General features: G+C 60.7%; 19 protein-coding genes. 16 read left to right on the top strand and 3 right to left on the bottom strand.

What is annotated here, in order from left to right:
- Positions 1-81 precede the first annotated feature (81 nt).
- On the bottom strand, positions 82-489 hold the full coding sequence (locus ACA061_RS19470) for a PA2817 family protein (RefSeq protein ID WP_150605208.1): 408 nt from the start codon (positions 487-489) through the stop codon (positions 82-84).
- An 88-nt stretch (positions 490-577) separates the two neighbouring features.
- Entirely contained in the window at positions 578-3,025 is a 2,448-nt protein-coding gene (locus tag ACA061_RS19465; protein ID WP_497299872.1) for an acyl-CoA dehydrogenase, read from the bottom strand.
- Positions 3,026-3,275: 250 nt separating this feature from the next.
- Between ACA061_RS19465 and ACA061_RS19460 the strand changes: the two genes are divergently transcribed.
- The 4 genes from ACA061_RS19460 (at position 3,276) to ACA061_RS19445 (ending at position 6,446) form a co-directional block, all read left to right on the top strand.
- The gene (locus ACA061_RS19460) at positions 3,276-3,935 is read left to right on the top strand and encodes a transglutaminase-like domain-containing protein (protein WP_497299871.1); all 660 of its coding nucleotides are present in this window, start codon (positions 3,276-3,278) and stop codon (positions 3,933-3,935) included.
- A 43-nt stretch (positions 3,936-3,978) separates the two neighbouring features.
- Positions 3,979-4,602 carry a glutathione S-transferase family protein gene (locus ACA061_RS19455; RefSeq protein ID WP_210554037.1) on the top strand — a complete coding sequence of 208 codons (624 nt, stop codon included), beginning with the start codon at positions 3,979-3,981 and terminating at the stop codon, positions 4,600-4,602.
- A 135-nt stretch (positions 4,603-4,737) separates the two neighbouring features.
- On the top strand, positions 4,738-5,670 hold the full coding sequence (locus ACA061_RS19450) for an ABC transporter ATP-binding protein (protein WP_497299870.1): 933 nt from the start codon (positions 4,738-4,740) through the stop codon (positions 5,668-5,670).
- The gene (locus ACA061_RS19445; RefSeq protein ID WP_150605213.1) at positions 5,667-6,446 is read left to right on the top strand and encodes an ABC transporter permease; all 780 of its coding nucleotides are present in this window, start codon (positions 5,667-5,669) and stop codon (positions 6,444-6,446) included. Before ACA061_RS19450 ends, ACA061_RS19445 begins: the two co-directional genes overlap by 4 nt.
- 155 nt (positions 6,447-6,601) lie before the next feature.
- On the opposite strand, the gene ACA061_RS19440 is transcribed toward ACA061_RS19445, so the two are convergent.
- The gene (locus tag ACA061_RS19440) at positions 6,602-7,120 is read right to left on the bottom strand and encodes a DUF2062 domain-containing protein (RefSeq protein WP_497299869.1); all 519 of its coding nucleotides are present in this window, start codon (positions 7,118-7,120) and stop codon (positions 6,602-6,604) included.
- A gap of 136 nt (positions 7,121-7,256) precedes the next feature.
- Here ACA061_RS19440 and ACA061_RS19435 point away from each other — a divergent pair, with 136 nt between their 5' ends.
- The 12 genes from ACA061_RS19435 to ACA061_RS19380 all read left to right on the top strand — a co-directional run bounded on the left by ACA061_RS19435 (position 7,257) and on the right by ACA061_RS19380 (position 18,714).
- Positions 7,257-9,491 carry a DNA internalization-related competence protein ComEC/Rec2 gene (locus ACA061_RS19435; protein WP_497299868.1) on the top strand — a complete coding sequence of 745 codons (2,235 nt, stop codon included), beginning with the start codon at positions 7,257-7,259 and terminating at the stop codon, positions 9,489-9,491.
- 101 nt (positions 9,492-9,592) lie between these two features.
- Entirely contained in the window at positions 9,593-10,228 is a 636-nt protein-coding gene (pocA, locus tag ACA061_RS19430; RefSeq protein WP_042560451.1) for a flagellar polar localization protein PocA, read from the top strand.
- Complete coding sequence (gene pocB, locus ACA061_RS19425; RefSeq protein ID WP_150605215.1) at positions 10,225-10,653, top strand: flagellar polar localization protein PocB; 429 nt, start codon at positions 10,225-10,227, stop codon at positions 10,651-10,653. The genes pocA and pocB overlap by 4 nt, the downstream gene beginning before the upstream one ends.
- Positions 10,653-11,663: a tetraacyldisaccharide 4'-kinase gene (gene lpxK, locus ACA061_RS19420; protein WP_497299866.1), complete on the top strand. Its 1,011-nt coding sequence runs from the start codon at positions 10,653-10,655 to the stop codon at positions 11,661-11,663. The genes pocB and lpxK overlap by 1 nt, the downstream gene beginning before the upstream one ends.
- Positions 11,664-11,685: 22 nt before the next feature.
- Entirely contained in the window at positions 11,686-11,871 is a 186-nt protein-coding gene (locus tag ACA061_RS19415; protein WP_003174668.1) for a Trm112 family protein, read from the top strand.
- Complete coding sequence (gene kdsB, locus ACA061_RS19410) at positions 11,868-12,632, top strand: 3-deoxy-manno-octulosonate cytidylyltransferase (RefSeq protein WP_497299865.1); 765 nt, start codon at positions 11,868-11,870, stop codon at positions 12,630-12,632. Before ACA061_RS19415 ends, kdsB begins: the two co-directional genes overlap by 4 nt.
- On the top strand, positions 12,632-13,096 hold the full coding sequence (locus ACA061_RS19405) for a low molecular weight protein-tyrosine-phosphatase (protein WP_497299864.1): 465 nt from the start codon (positions 12,632-12,634) through the stop codon (positions 13,094-13,096). Before kdsB ends, ACA061_RS19405 begins: the two co-directional genes overlap by 1 nt.
- A complete protein-coding gene (gene murB / locus ACA061_RS19400; RefSeq protein ID WP_497299863.1) occupies positions 13,093-14,112 on the top strand; it encodes a UDP-N-acetylmuramate dehydrogenase in 1,020 nt (339 codons plus the stop codon). The genes ACA061_RS19405 and murB overlap by 4 nt, the downstream gene beginning before the upstream one ends.
- A gap of 246 nt (positions 14,113-14,358) precedes the next feature.
- A complete protein-coding gene (locus tag ACA061_RS19395; protein WP_123466814.1) occupies positions 14,359-14,829 on the top strand; it encodes a (2Fe-2S)-binding protein in 471 nt (156 codons plus the stop codon).
- Complete coding sequence (locus ACA061_RS19390) at positions 14,826-17,147, top strand: xanthine dehydrogenase family protein molybdopterin-binding subunit (protein ID WP_497299862.1); 2,322 nt, start codon at positions 14,826-14,828, stop codon at positions 17,145-17,147. Before ACA061_RS19395 ends, ACA061_RS19390 begins: the two co-directional genes overlap by 4 nt.
- A complete protein-coding gene (locus tag ACA061_RS19385; protein WP_497299861.1) occupies positions 17,147-18,127 on the top strand; it encodes an XdhC family protein in 981 nt (326 codons plus the stop codon). Before ACA061_RS19390 ends, ACA061_RS19385 begins: the two co-directional genes overlap by 1 nt.
- A complete protein-coding gene (locus tag ACA061_RS19380; RefSeq protein WP_497299860.1) occupies positions 18,124-18,714 on the top strand; it encodes a nucleotidyltransferase family protein in 591 nt (196 codons plus the stop codon). Before ACA061_RS19385 ends, ACA061_RS19380 begins: the two co-directional genes overlap by 4 nt.
- Positions 18,715-18,728: the final 14 nt, after the last annotated feature.

Raw genomic sequence — 18,728 nt, 5'->3', positions numbered from 1 at the left:
TTCGGCAGCTCCTACATGGGAACGTATTCTCCTGTAGGAGCTGCCGAAGGCTGCGATCTTTTGATCTTCAGCAGATAAAAATCAGTGCTTGCTGTCCTGAGCGGACATCGCCATCAGCTGTTTTTCCTGATTCCAGTCGAACGGCTCATCGTTCTGTTCAGCCTCGAAGCGACGTTCTTCCAGAGCCTGATACATGTCGATCTCTTCATCGGACAGGTAGTGCAGGCAATCGCCAGCAAAGAACCACAGCAGATCGCGCGGGATCAGGTGGGCAATTTGCGGATAACGGCTGATCACTTGAGTCAGGATGTCCTGCCCCAGGTATTGGCTTTCGATCGGTTCGATCGGCAGTGACGCGAGCAATTCGTCGAAGCGCTCCAGGAACAAGGCATGGCTTTCTTCGGGAACCTGTTCGGCCTCACCTACGGCGACCAGAATACTGCGCAGATGGTCGAGTAACACAAGATGATCGGCAACGACGTTGGACACGAGATAAGTCCTCAAGAGCAAAACGGGCGCAGGAGTATAAAGCTCCTGCGCCCTTTTTTCACGGGTAACGGTCAGGCGGTTGCGGCGATCAGCGCACTTTGCCCTCCGCCAGCTCCAGTTCCTCTTTGTCGAAGTCATCGACATCGATCACCTTGCGCCGTGCTGCTTCGGCATCGCGCAGGCTCTGCGCTTCAAGCGGTTGCAACACACCTGCTTCCAGCGCCGCATCAATGGCGTGTTCGCCCGCCACCGGTTTGACCTGGCCGCTTTTCAACGAAGTGTGCAGTTTTTTGTGCAGTGGCTGCGCGGCATTCAGCAGATCGCTGGCGTGTTGCAGCACACCGACAGCATCGTCCGCCGATTGCGGGCGATAGCAGCCGGCAAGCAGTTCTTCCAGCGCCGGATCACCTTTGGCGCGGCCGATGACACCTGCCACTTCGGCACCGAGTTTGTCCGACGGGCCTTTATGACGACGACCGAACGGGAACACGATCACGCGCAACAGGCAGCCGAAGACCTTGTTCGGGAAGTTGCTCAGCAGTTCATCCAGCGCTCGTTCCGACTGGCCGAGGCTTTCTTCCATGGCCCATCTGAACAACGGCTCCATGTAGGCCGGCGAATCCAGATCGTGATAACGCTTGAGCGCAGCGGAAGCCAGATACAGATTGCTCAATACATCACCCAGACGTGCCGACAGGCGTTCGCGACGTTTCAGTTCGCCGCCCAGCAGCATCATGCTGAAGTCGGCGAGCATGGCGAACGCAGCCGCCTGACGATTGAGTGCACGGAAGTAGCCCTGACTGATCTTGTCGCCCGGTGCCTTTTCGAAATGACCGAAACCGAGGTTCAGCACCAGCGTACTGGCGGCATTGCTCACGGCGAAGCCGATGTGTTTGAGCAGCAGGCCATCGAATTCTTTCAGTGCCTGATCCTTGTCCTCGCGACCGGCAAGAGCCATTTCCTTGAGCACGAACGGATGGCAGCGAATCGCACCCTGGCCGAAGATCATCAGGTTGCGCGAGAGAATGTTCGCGCCTTCCACAGTGATGAAGATCGGTGCACCGTTCCAGCTGCGTCCCAGGTAATTGTTCGGGCCCATGATGATCGCCTTGCCGCCGTGTACATCCATGGCGTGGCTGATGCATTCGCGACCGCGTTCAGTGAGGTGATACTTGAGGATCGCTGACAGCACCGAGGGTTTCTCGCCCAGATCCACAGCGTTGGCGGTGAGCATCCGCGCGGCGTCCATCATCCACGCGTTACCGCCGATGCGCGCCAGCGCTTCCTGAATACCTTCGAATGCCGACAGCGGCACGTTGAATTGCTCACGAATCTGCGCGTACTGGCCGGTTACCAGGCTGGTGAACTTGGCTGCGCCGGTGCCCACTGCCGGCAGCGAAATAGAACGGCCGACCGACAGGCAGTTCATCAGCATCATCCAGCCTTTGCCGAGCATTTCCTGACCGCCGATGAGGAAGTCCAGCGGGATGAACACATCTTTGCCCGAGTTCGGCCCGTTCATGAACGCGGCGCCAAGTGGCAGGTGACGACGACCGATTTCCACGCCGGCTGTATCGGTCGGAATCAGCGCCAGGCTGATACCGAGGTCGGTCTTGTCGCCCAGCATGTGATCCGGGTCATAAGCCTTGAACGCGAGGCCGAGCAGGGTGGCTACCGGGCCGAGGGTGATGTAGCGCTTTTCCCAGTTCAGGCGCAGACCGAGAACTTCCTCGCCTTCCCATTGGCCTTTGCAGATGATCCCGGTGTCGGGCATCGCGCCGGCGTCGGAACCGGCCAGTGGTCCGGTGAGGGCGAAGCACGGGATGTCGTCGCCACGGGCCAGCCTTGGCAGATAGTGATTACGTTGTTCGTCGGTACCGTAATGCAGCAGCAATTCGGCCGGGCCGAGGGAGTTGGGCACCATCACGGTGGAAGCGAGGTCGCCGCTGCGCGTGGCGAGTTTCATGGCCACTTGCGAGTGGGCATAAGCCGAAAAGCCTTTGCCGCCGAATTCCTTGGGAATGATCAGGGCGAAGAAGCCGTGTTGCTTGATGTGCGTCCAGGCTTCTGGCGGCAAGTCCATCGACTGGCCGATCTGCCAGTCCGTGACCATTGCGCAGAGTTCTTCGGTCGGGCCATCAATGAACGCCTGTTCTTCTTCGCTCAATTGAACCTTGGGATAGGCCAGCAATTTGTCCCAGTCCGGACGACCACTGAACAGCTCGCCATCCCACCACACGGTGCCAGCATCGATCGCGTCGCGTTCGGTCTGCGACATCGGCGGCAGGGTTTTCTGGAACCAGTTGAACAGCGGCGCGCTGAAATGCTTGCGGCGCAGATCGGGCAACAGCAAGGGCGCGGCGACTACCGCCAATACGACCCAGAGCACCAGCAGCAGCAAGCCTGGCGCGTGGCCGAAAATCCCCATTGCCAAAAGGTAGACGGCAACGATGCCCAGCGCGGGCAGCGGGGCGATGCGCCGGTGGGCGAGGTACGCCACACCAATGATCAAAACCAGTATCCACAACAACAGCATATTTCAGTCCTCCGTGAACCAAGGCAAATCGACCCTCCACAGCTTAGACGGCATCTGCGAAACCGGGTGGTCAGAGCAAGGTGATTGAAATCGTGGGAAACCCCGGATGGTTTTCGTAGGTTCGGTGGGCAACACGTGTGGGAAATCGTTCGCTTATTCCGCGCCTTTGCGTCCAAGTTTGGCCGAAACGTCGTTATCTCTGTGCTTGAGCTGTCGCTAGACTCGAGGCTCACCCAGGAGATCTGTCGTCATGCGCGAGTATCTGAGTCCCGGCCGCTTCATCGATAGTGACCACCCGGCGGTGGTGGAGTTCGCCGAACGACATCGTGGTGCCAGCCGCGATCCGCGTGAGCAGGCGATCAGCCTTTCTTACGCCGTGCGCGAGGCAGTGCGTTACAACCCCTACACCTTCAGCCGTGACCCGCAAACTTTGTGCGGCAGCTATGCGCTGGCAGCGGGGGAGAGCTATTGCGTGCCGAAAGCCACGCTGCTTGCCGGTTGCGCACGCCATTGCGGTATTCCTGCGCGTATCGGGCTGGCCGATGTCAGAAATCACCTGTCGACCCCGCGTTTGCTTGAATTGCTGAAAAGCGATGTGTTCGCCATGCACGGCTACACGGAGCTGTTTCTCGACGGTCGCTGGGTCAAGGCGACCCCGGCGTTCAACCAGCAACTCTGCGAGATGTTCAACGTCGCACCGCTGGAATTCGACGGTATCAACGACAGTGTTTTCCACCCGTTCAACCGTGACGGCGCGCAACTGATGGAGTATCTGGTCGATCATGGCCAGTTCACTGATGTGCCGGAAACCTTCTTCTTCGAACACCTGGAAAAATGCTATCCGCACCTGTTCGGCGATCATCAGCCGCAACTGTTGGGTGACATGCACAGTGATGTAAGCCGTCTCTGATCCGGCGTATGCTGCCTGCCCACTCATGTGCAAAGAGGCGGTCATGCTGAAGATCTGGGGACGGAAAAACTCATCGAATGTCAGGAAGCCACTGTGGGCTGCCGAGGAATTGGGCCTGGCTTACGAGGCGATTGATGCCGGTGGCGCATTTGGCGTCGTCGACACGCCCGAGTATCGGGCGATGAACCCGAATGGTCGGGTGCCGGTGATTGAGGATGACGGCTTCGTGTTGTGGGAATCCAACGTCATCGTCCGTTATCTGCTGGCAAAACATGCACCGAACAGCGCGTGGTACTCCGCCGATCCGCGAGCCCGCGCTGTCGCCGACAAGTGGATGGACTGGACCACTTCGAGTTTTGCCGGCCCCTTCCGCACCGTGTTCTGGGGCGTGGTGCGCACCCCGGCCGAGCAGCAGGACTGGCCAGCCATTCGCGCCGCAATCAAGGAATGCACCGAGTTGCTGGCCATGGCCGATCAGGCCCTCGCCGACCAGGCTTACTTGTCCGGTGACGAAATCGGCATGGGCGATATCCCGCTCGGCAGTTTCATTTATGCCTGGTTCGAGATGCCCATCGAGCGCGCGCCGCAGCCTCATCTGCAAGCCTGGTACGAGCGCCTGAAGCAGCGTCCGGCGTACCGCAAAGCAGTTATGACCGCGTTGACTTAATACCTACTATCGACACACTTGACTGTACTTGTGCGGCGGCGGCACGCACCATTGCGCTCTTGCGCCGCGGTTGAATTCGCCGTCGCGTGCCCTTATTCAGTCTTTCTTCCCTTCACCATGGTGCGTAAATCAGATATGAGTTCCGCTCTGTCCATCCGGCAGCTAACCAAAACCTACGGCAACGGGTTCCAGGCCTTGAGTGGTATCGATCTGGACGTCGCCGAAGGTGACTTTTTCGCCTTGCTCGGCCCTAACGGTGCTGGCAAATCCACGACCATCGGCATTCTTTCGACCCTGGTGAACAAGACCAGCGGCACGGTGAATATCTTCGGTCATGACCTGGACAAGAATCCTGCGCAGCTCAAGCGCTCGATTGGCGTGGTGCCCCAGGAATTCAACTTCAACCAGTTCGAAAAGACTTTCGACATCGTCGTGACCCAGGCCGGTTACTACGGCATTCCTGCGAAGATCGCCAAGGAACGCGCCGAGCAGTACCTGACCCAGCTCGGTCTGTGGGACAAGCGCGATGTGCCGTCGCGTTCGCTGTCCGGCGGCATGAAGCGGCGGCTGATGATTGCCCGCGCGCTGGTGCATGAGCCGCGTCTGCTGATCCTTGACGAACCGACTGCCGGGGTCGACATCGAGCTGCGCCGTTCGATGTGGACGTTCCTCACCGAACTGAATGAGAAAGGCATCACCATCATTCTCACCACGCACTATCTGGAAGAGGCCGAGCAACTGTGCCGCAACATCGGCATCATCGACCACGGCACCATTGTCGAGAACACCAGCATGCGTCAGCTGCTCGGTCAGTTGCATGTGGAAACCTTCCTGCTCGACCTCAAGGGTGATCTGGCTGCCGCACCGCAACTGGTCGGGTATCCGGCTCGTCTGGTGGATGCGCACACGCTGGAAGTCCAGGTCGACAAATCGATGGGCGTTACCGCGCTGTTCGGCCAATTGGCGTTGCAGAACATCGAAGTGCTGAGCCTGCGCAACAAAACCAATCGCCTCGAGGAGTTGTTCGTGTCCCTGGTGGAGAAAAATCTGTCGAAGGTGGCGGTATGAGTTCCGAGTTACGTCCAAACCTCGTCGCCCTCCAGACCATCGTTTACCGCGAGGTCAAACGCTTCACGCGGATCTGGCCGCAGACGCTGCTGCCGCCGGCGATCACCATGGTTTTGTACTTCGTGATCTTCGGCAACCTGATCGGTCGGCAGATCGGCGAGATGGGCGGCTTCACTTACATGGAGTACATCGTGCCGGGGCTGATCATGATGTCGGTGATCACCAACTCCTATGGCAACGTGGTCTCGAGCTTCTTCGGCAGCAAATTCCAGCGCTCGATTGAAGAGCTGATGGTATCGCCGGTATCACCGCACACGATCCTGATCGGCTACACCTGCGGCGGCGTGCTGCGCGGTTTGATGGTCGGGGTGATCGTGACTATCCTGTCGCTGTTCTTTACTGATTTGCAGGTGCATCACCTGGGTGTGACCATTCTGGTGGTGGTGCTGACGGCGACGATTTTCTCGCTGCTGGGCTTCATCAACGCCGTGTTTGCGCGCAACTTCGATGATATTTCGATCATCCCGACCTTCGTGCTGACACCCCTGACGTATCTGGGTGGCGTGTTCTACTCGATCACTCTGCTGCCGCCGTTCTGGCAGACAGTGTCGATGGCTAACCCGGTGTTGCATATGGTCAATGCGTTTCGTTACGGCATTCTGGGAGTGTCGGATATCCGCATCGGCATCGCGATCACGTTCATGTTGGTGGCGACGGTGGTGTTGTATATCGGCTGTGCGCGGTTGCTGGTGAGTGGGCGCGGGATGCGTACTTAATACGCACATGTAGGAGCTGCCGAAGGCTGCGATCTTTTGATCTGGTTTTTAAAGGCAAGATCAAAAGATCGCAGCCTTCGACAGCTCCTACAGTGGGATTGTTGTCAGTTCAGGCAACACAAAAAACGGCCTCCATTGCGGAGGCCGTTTTGCATTCAGGACATGCGTTTTTTCTTGCGCCGCGCCCATTGCCGGGACACCCACCAGCGCCAGTACATCATCACGCCGAAATAGGCGATGACGCCAAGCACCAGTCCGACCACGACCGAGCCCAGCAAAAACGGTTGCCACAGCGTCGACAGTTCACCGCTGATCCATTCCCAGGTCAGCTCATCCGGCAAGTGCCGCGCCGGCACGTCCATCAACCAGGCGCCGGTCTGATAGGTGCAGAAAAACACCGCCGGCATGGTGATCGGATTGGTCAGCCACACCAGGCTGACGGCAATCGGCATGTTGCCCCGAACCACGACTGCCAGTGCCGCGGCGACCAGCATCTGAGCGGGAATCGGCAGGAAAGCGGCGAACAGCCCAACCGCCATCCCTCGGGCCACCGAGTGGCGATTGAGGTGCCAGAGGTTTGGGTCATGCAGCAACTTGCCGAGAAAGCGTAAGGATTTGTGTTCCCTGATGCTCGTCGGGTCGGGCATGTAACGTTTGAATAAGCGCCGGGGCATAAGGCTTCTCGGTCGGTTAAGGCGGCAAGTATGTCTGGATTCCATGAACGGCCCATTCAGACTTTGTGACAATTGTTGACGGCGGTCGTGCCAAATACCCGCTATGCCTAAGTTCGGGACTCTCAAGGACGGGCTTATGCGCACAGGGATGATGGCGCTGGCAGTCGGTTTGCTTGCTCCGATATTTGTGCCGGCCTTACCGCCGGTCTGGTTGATGGTGTTGCTGGCGGTCGTGGCTTTGATGCTGCTGCCGTTTCGCAGCTATCCATTGGCTTTTCTGCTTTTTGGTTTCACCTGGGCTTGCGTCAGCGCGCATTGGGCGTTGCAGGATCGCTTGCCGGTGGCGCTGGATGGCGAGACCCGTTGGCTCGAAGGGCGCGTGGTCGGGTTGCCGCAAAACAGCGACGGCGTGGTTCGTTTCGAATTGGCGAACGCCCATTCGCGCCACGGCAAACTGCCGTCACTGATGCGCCTGGCCTGGTACGCCGGGCCGCCGGTCAACAGCGGCGAGCGCTGGCGCCTGGCGGTCAAGCTCAAGCGCCCGGGCGGGTTACTAAATCCGGACGCCTTTGATTACGAAGCCTGGCTACTCGCCCAACGCATTGGCGCAACGGGCACGGTCAAGGAGGGTCAGCGCCTTGGCGAGGCGCGATGGGCGTGGCGCGACAGCATTCGTCAGCGCTTGCTGGCGGTCGACACGCAGGGCCGGGGAGGGGCGCTGGCGGCGCTGGTGCTCGGCGATGGCTCGGGCCTGAGTCGCGAGGATTGGCAGACTCTGCAAGACACCGGCACCGTGCATTTGCTGGTGATTTCCGGCCAGCACATCGGCATGCTGGCGGCGGTGATGTACTTGCTGGTCGCCGGGCTGGCCCGATATGGTCTGTGGCCGCTGCGGTGGCCGTGGCTGCCTTGGGCCTGTGGCCTGGCCTTCGCCGCGGCACTCGGTTACGGGTTACTCGCCGGATTTGATGTGCCGGTGCGACGGGCCTGCGTGATGGTCGGGCTGGTACTGTTGTGGCGTCTGCGCTTTCGCCATCTCGGCGCCTGGTGGCCACTGTTGCTGGCGTTCAATGGCGTGCTGTTGCTGGATCCGCTGGCCAGTCTGCGCCCCGGTTTCTGGTTGTCCTTCGCGGCGGTGGCGGTGCTGATCTTCACCTTTGGCGGGCGTCTCGGGGCATGGCGCTGGTGGCAGACCTGGACGCGGGCGCAATGGTTGATCGCGATCGGCCTGTGCCCGGTGTTGTTGGCGCTGAATCTGCCGATCAGCCTCAGTGGGCCGTTGGCGAATTTGCTGGCGGTGCCTTGGGTCAGTCTGGTGGTGCTGCCCCCGGCATTGCTCGGGACGCTGTTGTTGCCAGTGCCGTATGTCGGCGAAGGGTTGTTGTGGCTGGCGGGTGGTTTGATCGACTGGCTGTTCCAAGGCCTGGCGCTGATCGCCGGGCAGTGGCCGGCGTGGATTGCGCCGTCGCTTCCCGCGTGGGCGTTGGCTATCGGCAGCCTCGGTGCCGTGCTGTTGTTGCTACCGCGGGGCGTACCGCTGCGTCCGTTGGGCTGGCCATTATTGTTGATTCTGGTCGTGCCGCCACGGGAGCGGCTGGACGCCGGACTGGCCGATGTCTGGCAACTCGATGTCGGCCAGGGCCTGGCGATTCTGATCCGTACTCGTCATCACGCGCTGCTCTACGATGCCGGGCCGCGGTTTCGCGATTTCGATCTTGGCGAGCGTGTTGTCCTGCCGGCCCTGCGCAAACTGAATGTCGAGACACTGGACCTGATGCTGCTCAGCCATGCCGACGCCGATCATGCCGGTGGTGCTTTGGCCGTTGCGCGCCGTTTGCAGGTGAAGCAAGTCATCAGCGGCGATCCGCCGGGGCTGCCAGCCGAACTCAACGCGCAGGCGTGTGAAAGTGGCCAGCAATGGCAGTGGGACGGTGTCAGTTTTCAACTCTGGCAATGGGCGGACGCTCACGACAGCAATCAGCGCTCCTGCGTGCTGCAGATCGAGGCCAATGGCGAGCGCCTGCTGCTGACCGGCGATATTGATGCACGCGCTGAACGAGTGTTGCTGCAAAGCCCTCTGAACGTAGCCACTCAATGGCTGCAAGCCCCGCACCACGGCAGCCGCAGTTCTTCATCGATGGCATTGCTCAAAGCGCTGAAACCCAATGCCGTTTTGATATCCCGTGGCCAGGGCAACTCGTTCGGCCATCCGCATCCGATTGTCATGGCGCGTTATCGACAGCAGGGCCTGCGTATCTACGACAGCGCCGAGCAAGGTGCCATTCATCTGCAACTGGGCGCGTTCAAACCACCGTGGACAATGCGCCAGTACCCGCGTTTCTGGCGTGAACCGCCGCTGTCCTCCCATTGAGCGGGGCAAGCGTGAAAGCGACATCACGGTCGTCGGAGCGGCGGGTCTTAATCGCGAACCGGTATGGTAAAGTGGCGCACTTTTTCGAGGGGACTGTCACTGTGTGGGAATTGGTCAAATCCGGCGGCTGGATGATGCTGCCGATCATTCTGAGTTCCATCGCGGCCATGGCGATTGTCGCCGAGCGCCTGTGGACCCTGCGCGCCAGTCGCGTCACCCCCGAGCACTTGTTGGGCCAGGTCTGGGTCTGGATCAAGGACAAGCAGCTCAATAAAGAAAAACTCAAGGAGTTGCGCGCCAATTCGCCGCTGGGGGAAATCCTCGCCGCAGGCCTGGCCAACTCCAAGCATGGTCGCGAGATCATGAAAGAGTGCATCGAAGAGGCCGCTGCCCGGGTCATTCACGAGCTCGAGCGCTACATCAACGCACTCGGCACCATCGCCGCCATGGCACCGTTGCTGGGTTTACTCGGCACCGTGCTGGGCATGATCGACATTTTCAGCGCGTTCACCGGTTCTGGCATGACCACCAACGCCTCGGTTCTGGCCGGTGGTATCTCCAAAGCGCTGATCACCACGGCTGCGGGCCTGATGGTCGGTATTCCGGCCGTGTTCTTCCACCGTTTCCTGCAACGCCGCATCGATGAGCTGGTGGTGGGCATGGAGCAGGAAGCGATCAAACTGGTTGAAGTGGTGCAGGGCGACCGTGACGTCGACCTGGCTGAGGGCCGCGCGTGAAATTCCGTCGCAAGCCCCGGGAAACCGTAGACATCAACCTCGCGTCGCTGATCGACGTGGTGTTCATCCTCCTGCTGTTTTTCGTCGTGACCACCACATTTACTCGCGAAACCCAATTGCGCGTGGATCTGCCGGAAGCGGTCAGCGGCTCGCCGGCCGAAGATCAGCAACTCAAGCAACTGGATATTGCCATCAGCGCCGAAGGCGTGTTTTCGGTGAATAACAAGATTCTGCCGAAAAACGATCTGGCGACGCTGATGGAAGCCATGCAGAAGGAATCCAACGGCGATACCAACATGCCGTTGTCGATCAGTGCCGATGGCAAGGCTCAGCATCAATCAGTGATCACCGCCATGGACGCGGCCGGCAAGCTCGGTTTCAGCCATCTGCGCATGACCACGGTCGAGGCGGCGCCTAAATCCTGATGAGCCTGTCCGATCGTTTGCTTGCCGCGTGGTATCAGGGGCACCCGGCCCTGACGCTGTTGCGGCCACTGGAAATGCTTTATCGGCGCGTCGTCATCGGCAAGCGCCAGCGTTTTCTCGACGGTGAAGGCGAAATCTATCAGCCGCCGGTGCCATTGATTGTGGTGGGCAACATCACGGTCGGCGGCACCGGCAAGACGCCGATGATCCTCTGGTTGATCGAACATTGTCGCCGCAGCGGTTTGCGCGTCGGCGTGGTCAGTCGTGGTTACGGCGCCAAACCGCCGCAGTTGCCCTGGCGAGTCGAGGCCGATCAGAGCGCCGACATTGCTGGCGACGAACCATTGCTGATCGTGCAACGAACCGGCGTGCCGCTGATGATCGACCCCAATCGCAGCGCCGCCGTCAAAGCCTTGTGCGCCAGTGAACCGCTGGATCTGATCCTCTCCGACGATGGCATGCAGCACTACCGCCTGGCGCGGGATCTGGAACTGGTGCTGATCGACGCCGCTCGTGGCCTGGGCAATAAACGCTGCTTGCCGGCAGGTCCGTTGCGCGAGCCGATCGAACGTCTGCAAAGCGTTGACGGTGTGCTGTTCAACGGTGCCACCGAGGACCGCGACGACGGTTTCGCTTTCCGCCTGCAACCCACCTCGCTGATCAATCTGCGCAGTGGCGAACGCAAGCCGCTCGATCATTTTTCGGGCGGTCAGGCGCTGCATGCAGTGGCCGGGATCGGTAATCCGCAACGTTTCTTCAATACCCTCGAAGCGCTAGACTGGCGACCAGTCCCGCATGCGTTTGCCGACCACGCCGAGTACAGCGTGCAGGCCTTGAATTTCACACCGTCATTGCCGTTGGTGATGACTGAAAAGGACGCGGTGAAGTGCCGTGCCTTCGCGGCTGCCGACTGGTGGTATCTGGCGGTCGATGCCGTGCCGTCGCCGGCCTTCGTGGCCTGGTTCGACACACAGCTGATACGCCTGATGCCGGATCGTCTTTTGCCTTAACTCTTTTATCCAGGGAATGTTCATGGACACCAAATTGCTCGACATCCTCGCGTGCCCTATCTGCAAAGGCCCGCTCAAGCTCAGCGCCGACAAGACCGAACTGATCAGCAAGGGCGCCGGCCTGGCGTATCCGATCCGTGACGGCATCCCGGTAATGCTCGAAAGTGAAGCCCGCACCCTGACCACCGATGAGCGTCTGGATAAATGACCACTGCCTTCACCGTTGTCATCCCGTCGCGTTACGCGTCGACCCGGCTGCCGGGTAAACCGCTGCTGGACATTGCCGGCAAGCCGATGATCCAGCACGTCTGGGAACAGGCGAGCAAAAGCAGCGCCACTCGTGTGGTAGTGGCAACCGACGATCCGCGCATCGTCGAGGCCTGCAAAAGCTTTGGCGCCGAAGTGGTGCTGACCCGTGAAGATCACAACTCCGGCACCGATCGTCTGGCCGAAGTCGCGGCGAAACTGGGCCTTGAGTCTGACGCGATCGTGGTCAACGTGCAGGGCGACGAGCCGCTGATTCCGCCAAGCGTGATCGATCAGGTCGCCGCCAACCTCGCGGCCCACACTGAAGCGCGCATGGCCACGCTGGCCGAGCCGATCGAAGACGTGGAAACCCTGTTCAACCCGAACGTGGTCAAGGTCGTCAGCGACCTTAATGGCTTGGCGCTGACCTTCAGCCGTGCAACCTTGCCGTGGGCCCGCGATGCGTTTGCCAAGAGCCGCGAGCAGTTGCCTGATGGCGTGCCTTATCGTCGCCACATCGGCATTTATGCCTACCGCGCCGGGTTCCTCCAGGACTTCGTCAGTTGGGGCCCGTGCTGGCTGGAAAACACTGAATCGCTGGAGCAACTGCGTGCCCTGTGGCACGGCGTGCGCATTCATGTCGCCGACGCACTGATCGCGCCGCCAACCGGCGTTGACACAGTCGAAGACCTCGAGCGCGTTCGTCGCCTGCTGGAGGCCTGATGCGGGTTTTGTTCGTGTGCCTGGGCAACATTTGCCGGTCACCCACCGCCGAAGGCGTGTTGCGCCGCAAACTGCGTGAAGCGGGGCTGGCGGATCAGGTCGAAGTGGCCTCCGCCGGCACCGGTGACTGGCACGTTGGCAACTCGCCGGACAGGCGCAGCCAGGCCGCGGCCAAGGTGCGCGGTTATGATTTGTCGGCGCAACGCGCGCAGCAGGTCAGCCGTGCCGATTTCGCCAGTTACGATTTGATCCTGGCCATGGACAACAGCAACCTGCGCAACCTCAAGGCGCTGCAACCGTCCACGGGCAAGGCCGAACTGGATCTGTTCCTGCGTCGTTATGCCGGTGTCGTCGATGAAGTGCCGGACCCGTATTACGACGGGGACCAGGGCTTCGAGCAGGTGCTGGATCTGATCGAAGCGGCCTGTGACCAACTGCTGATCGAAGTGAAGGGCCGGTTATGAGTCTGCTGGTGCAACCCCGGGTTTCCCTGAAACCGTTCAACAGTTTTGGCGTGGACGTTCACGCGCAGCTGTTCGCCGAAGCCCACTGCGACGCCGATGTCCGAGAAGCGCTGGCGTATGCCGAGTCTCACGATGTGCCTTTGCTGGTAATCGGTGGCGGCAGCAACTTGCTGCTGACCGCTGACATTAAGGCGCTGGTGCTGCGCATGGCCACGCGTGGTATCCGCGTGATCAGCGATGACGGCAGTCGCGTGGTGATTGAAGCCGAAGCGGGCGAGCCGTGGCATCCCTTTGTGCAGCACACGTTGGCGCAGGGTTATTCCGGACTGGAAAATCTCAGCCTGATCCCTGGCACGGTTGGCGCTGCGCCGATGCAAAACATCGGTGCCTACGGCGTCGAGATCAAGGATGTATTCGCCGGGCTCACCGCGCTGGATCGCCACACGGGCGAACTGCGCGATTTCAGTCTGGAAGAATGCAACTTCGCCTACCGTGACAGTGTGTTCAAGCAGCAACCGGGGCGTTGGCTGATTCTGCGCGTGCGTTTTACGCTCGACCGCGTCGCGCATCTGCATCTGGAATACGGCCCGGTGCGTCAGCGCCTGACCGAACAGGGCATCGAGCAACCGACGCCCACTGACGTCAGCCGCGCAATCTGCAGCATCCGCAGCGAAAAACTGCCAGACCCGGCCGTGCTCGGCAATGCCGGCAGCTTCTTCAAGAATCCGCTGGTATCGGCAGCGCTGGTCGCGCAGATCAAGGCGCAGCATCCGGATCTGGTGGCCTACGCCCAACCGGACGGGCAGATGAAACTCGCCGCCGGTTGGCTGATCGAACGCGCCGGCTGGAAGGGGTTTCGTGAGGCCGATGCCGGCGTGCATAAATTGCAGGCGCTGGTGCTGGTCAACTACGGCGCGGCGACCGGCCTGCAGTTGCTCGACTTGGCGCAGCGTATTCAGAAAGACATTAGTGAACGTTTCAATGTCGAACTGGAAATGGAGCCCAACCGGTATTGAAGCTACGCTTGCTGAGCGTAATCCAAAGCCCTGCACTGATTAAAAAGTGCAGGGCTTTTTTGTTAATGCTGGGTTAACTTAGCGAGCTAACGATACCGTTCATTTGCTCCACCAAAGGCCCGGTGCAGACCTTCCCGTCGGCACAAGAGAGCCCATTAGCCTGAGTCGATCTGCGCGAACCCACCGCTGACTTTCCGGCGGCAGATTGCTCGACCCCATAACCTCCAAAAATATGCGGGCGTGCCCATGATTACCCTGAAACTCAATGGCCAAGACCATCCACTCGATGTCACCGAAGACATGCCGCTGTTGTGGGCGATTCGTGATGTCGCCGGATATAACGGCACCAAATTCGGTTGCGGCATGGGCCTGTGCGGCGCCTGCACCATTCATATCGATGGTTTGCCGGCGCGCAGTTGCATCACGCCGATCGGCTCGGTAGTCGGTCAGAACGTCACCACTATCGACAACCTGCACGCCGACCCGGTCGGGCAAGTCGTCCAGCAAGCCTGGCTCGACAGCGCTGTGGCCCAGTGCGGTTTTTGTCAGGGCGGGCAGATCATGTCGGCCACGGCGTTGCTCAAAACCAATCCAAACCCGAGCGACGAGCAGATCGAAGAGGCCATGGTCGGCAACATTTGCCGCTGCGGCACCTATAACCGGATCAAAACCGCGATTCGCCAGGCTTCCACCCACCTGAAGGAGGCCAAGGCATGAGTCGCCTGCCGAATGATTTCGCCCTGAGCAATCTCAGTCGCCGTGGCTTCCTTAAAGGCGCAACCGCCACCGGTGCATTGGTGCTGGCGGCGAGCTGGGGTTGGCAGGATGCGTTCGCCGAAGGCAAGCCGAAGCAGTTCGGTGCCGATGGCATGCCCAACGGCTGGATCGATGATCCGAAGGTCTACGTCAGCATCGCCAGCGACGGCACGGTGACTGTTGTGTGCAACCGCTCCGAGATGGGCCAGGGCGTGCGCACCAGTCTGACCATGGTTGTCGCCGACGAACTGGAAGCTGATTGGGCGCACGTCAAAGTGCAGCAGGCGCCGGGCGATGAAGTGCGTTTCGGCAATCAGGACACCGACGGTTCGCGCAGCATGCGTCACTGGTACGAGCCGATGCGCCGTTGCGGCGCGGCAGCCCGTACGATGCTTGAGCAAGCAGCGGCAGCGCAATGGAAGGTGCCGGTGGGCGAATGCCATGCGCAACTGCACAAAGTCATTCACAAGCCGTCCGGGCGTGAGCTGGGTTATGGCGAGCTCGCCGCTGCAGCCAGTGCGTTGGCGGTACCGGCGCGCGACAGTCTGCGGCTCAAGCAGCCGTCGGAATTTCGCTACATCGGCAAGGAAGGCAGCAAAGCCATCGACGGTGACGACATTGTCAAAGGCCGTGCGGTGTACGGCGCCGACGTGCATTTCGACGGCATGCTGTACGCGACCATCGCCCGTCCGGCGGTGTACGGCGGCAAGGTCAAATCGCTGGATGACAGCGCGGCGCTGAAAGTGCCCGGCGTGATAAAAGTCATGCAGATCGAAGGCCGCCCATTGCCTTCGGAATTTCAACCGTTGGGCGGTGTGGCCGTGGTTGCCAGCAACACCTGGGCGGCAATCAAGGGCCGCGAGGCGCTGAAGATCGAATGGGACGATGGCCCGAACGCCAGTTACGACTCGATCGCTTATCGCAAGGAACTGGAAGCCGCGTCGCTGAAGCCCGGGAAAGTGGTGCGCAACACCGGCGATATCGACAAAGCGCTGAGCAGTGCTGCCAGCAGCCTGGAAGCTTCTTATTATTTGCCGCATCTGGCGCAGGCACCGATGGAACCGATGGTGGCCATCGCCCGTTTCAACAACGGCGTTTGCGAGGCGTGGGCGCCGAGTCAGGCACCACAGGTGACGCGTGAGCGCATCGCCGAGCGCCTGGGGCTGCCATTCGATAACGTCACCGTCAATGTGACGCTGCTGGGTGGCGGTTTCGGGCGAAAGTCGAAACCGGACTTCGTCATTGAAGCGGCGATCCTCGCCAAGGAGTTTCCTGGCAAGGCCGTGCGGGTGCAGTGGACGCGCGAGGACGACGTGCACAACTCGTATTTCCATACCGTGTCCGCCGAATACCTGAAGGCGGGCGTGGGCAAGGACGGCATGCCGTCCGGCTGGTTGCATCGCACCGTGGCGCCGAGCATCACCGCGCTGTTTGCGCCGGGCATGAACCATGAAGCGGCGTTCGAACTGGGCATGGGCTTCACCAACATGGCCTACGCCATTCCCAATGTGCGTCTGGAAAACCCGGAAGCGAGGGTGCACACGCGGGTCGGCTGGTATCGCTCGGTGTCGAACATTCCTCATGGTTTCGCGATCCAGAGTTTCGTTGATGAACTGGCGCACAAGGCCGGTGTGGATCCGCTCAAATATCAGATCAAGCTGCTTGGCCCGGACCGGCAGATCGATCCGCGCACCTTGAGCGAAGAGTGGAACTACGGCGAATCCCCTGAGCGTTATCCGATCGACACCGGTCGTATGCGCGCCGTGCTGGAAACCGCGGCCAAGGCAGCCGGTTGGGGTCGTCAACTGCCAAAGGGTCGTGGCCTGGGGCTGGCGGTGCATTACAGCTTCGTCACTTACGTGGCGGCGGTGATTGAAGTCGAGGTCAAGGATGATGGCACACTGATCGTGCACAAGGCCGACATCGCCGTGGATTGCGGGCCGCAGATCAATCCTGAACGTATTCGCTCGCAGTTCGAGGGTGCTTGTGTGATGGGCCTGGGCAACGCCGTGCTGGGTGAAATCAGCTTCAAGGACGGCAAGGTCCAGCAGGACAATTTCCATATGTACGAAGTGGCGCGCATGTCGCTGGCGCCGAAGGAAGTCGCCGTGCATCTGGTCACGCCACCGGGCGATGTGCCGTTGGGTGGCGTCGGTGAGCCGGGTGTACCGCCGATTGCGCCAGCGCTGTGCAATGCGATCTTCGCCGCTACCGGCAAACGCATCCGCAACCTGCCGGTGCGTTATCAGTTGCAGGGCTGGCAGAAGGCACAAGCCTGATGGACAGCGTTGATCTGAATGTCCTGCGCAGCGTGCTCGAATGGCGCCGCGCCGGTCAGCGCGTTGTGCTGTTCAGCGTGGTGCAGACCTGGGGCACGGCGCCGCGGTCGCCCGGCGCCATGCTCGCCTTGCGTGAGGATGGCGTGGTAATTGGCTCGGTGTCCGGCGGCTGCGTCGAGGATGACTTGATCGCCCGGCTGCACGACGGGCGCATTGCCACCGACGGGCCGCCGGTGCAACTGATCACCTATGGCGTTACGCGCGAAGAGGCGGCGCGGTTCGGCCTGCCTTGTGGTGGCACGTTGCGCCTGACAGAAGAGCGGGTCGGCGACCCGGCGTGGGTCGCCGAACTGCTTGCGCGATGTGAAGCCCACGAGATCGTTGCCCGTGAGTTGAACATTGAAACGGGTGACGTGGTGTTGACGCCCGCGAGCAAATCCGACGCGCTGGCGTTCGATGGCAAGACCCTGCGCGCGATTTACGGCCCGCGCTGGCGTCTGCTGTTGATCGGCGCCGGCCAGTTGTCGCGGTATGTGGCGGACATGGCGCGACTGCTGGATTTCGAGGTGCTGATCTGCGATCCGCGCACCGAGTTCGTCTACGGCTGGGAAGAACAGCATGGTCGTTTCGTTCCGGGTATGCCGGACGATGCGGTGCTGAACATCCAGACCGATGAGCGCACGGCGATTGTCGCGCTGACCCACGACCCGCGGCTGGACGACATGGCGTTGCTCACCGCGCTCGATTCGCCGGCCTTTTATGTTGGTGCGCTGGGTTCGCGGGTCAACAGTCAGAAACGCCGGGAGAATCTGGCTCAGCTAGGCTTGTCAGTAGAGGCGATCAAGCGATTGCACGGGCCGATCGGTTTGCATATCGGCAGTCACTCGCCGGCGGAAATTGCCTTGTCATTGCTCGCGGAGATTGTAGCGATCAAGAACGGGGTCGAGTTGAAACAGAAGAAGTCAGTGGAGGGCGCATGAGTCATTCCATCGCGGTGATCGTATTGGCAGCAGGCGAGGGCAGCCGCTTTCGCGAAGTGGCGGGCGCGGACAAGGACAAGTTGCTGGCCGATTGCACCGGTCGCGATGGCGCCGTGCGTTCGGTGATCGAGCAAGTGCTGGTGAACCTGCCGGCCAGTCTCGACAAGCGCGTGCTGGTGACGACTGAAGCACGGCCGCAGGCGATGCGCATGGCGCAGGCATATGGCTGTGAAGTGGTCTCGATCGAGTCGACCGGCATGGGCGACAGCATTGCCGCGGGCGTGGCGACTTGTCCGGATGTTGATGGCTGGCTGATCGTGCTGGGGGATATGCCGTTTATCTTGCCGTCGAGTATCGAGCGGGTGGTGGCGGCGATGGCGAACGATGCGGTGAGTGTGCCGGTGCAGGATGGCGAGTTTGGGCATCCGGTAGGGTTTGGACGTTCGTTTGGTTCGGGGTTGCTGGCGTTGAGCGGTGATCGCGGGGCCAGGCCCTTGTTCAAGCAGGGAAGGGTGGTGGAAGTGTCGGTGGATGATCCCGGGGTGTTGTGGGATATCGATGTGCCTGAGGCTTTGGTATTTAAGTAACAGCAAAGTCAAAA

The sequence above is a fragment of the Pseudomonas sp. LBUM1668 genome (assembly GCF_059695715.1).
The sequence above is the reverse complement of the archived record's forward strand: the minus strand, read 5'-3'. Positions and strand labels throughout refer to the sequence as shown.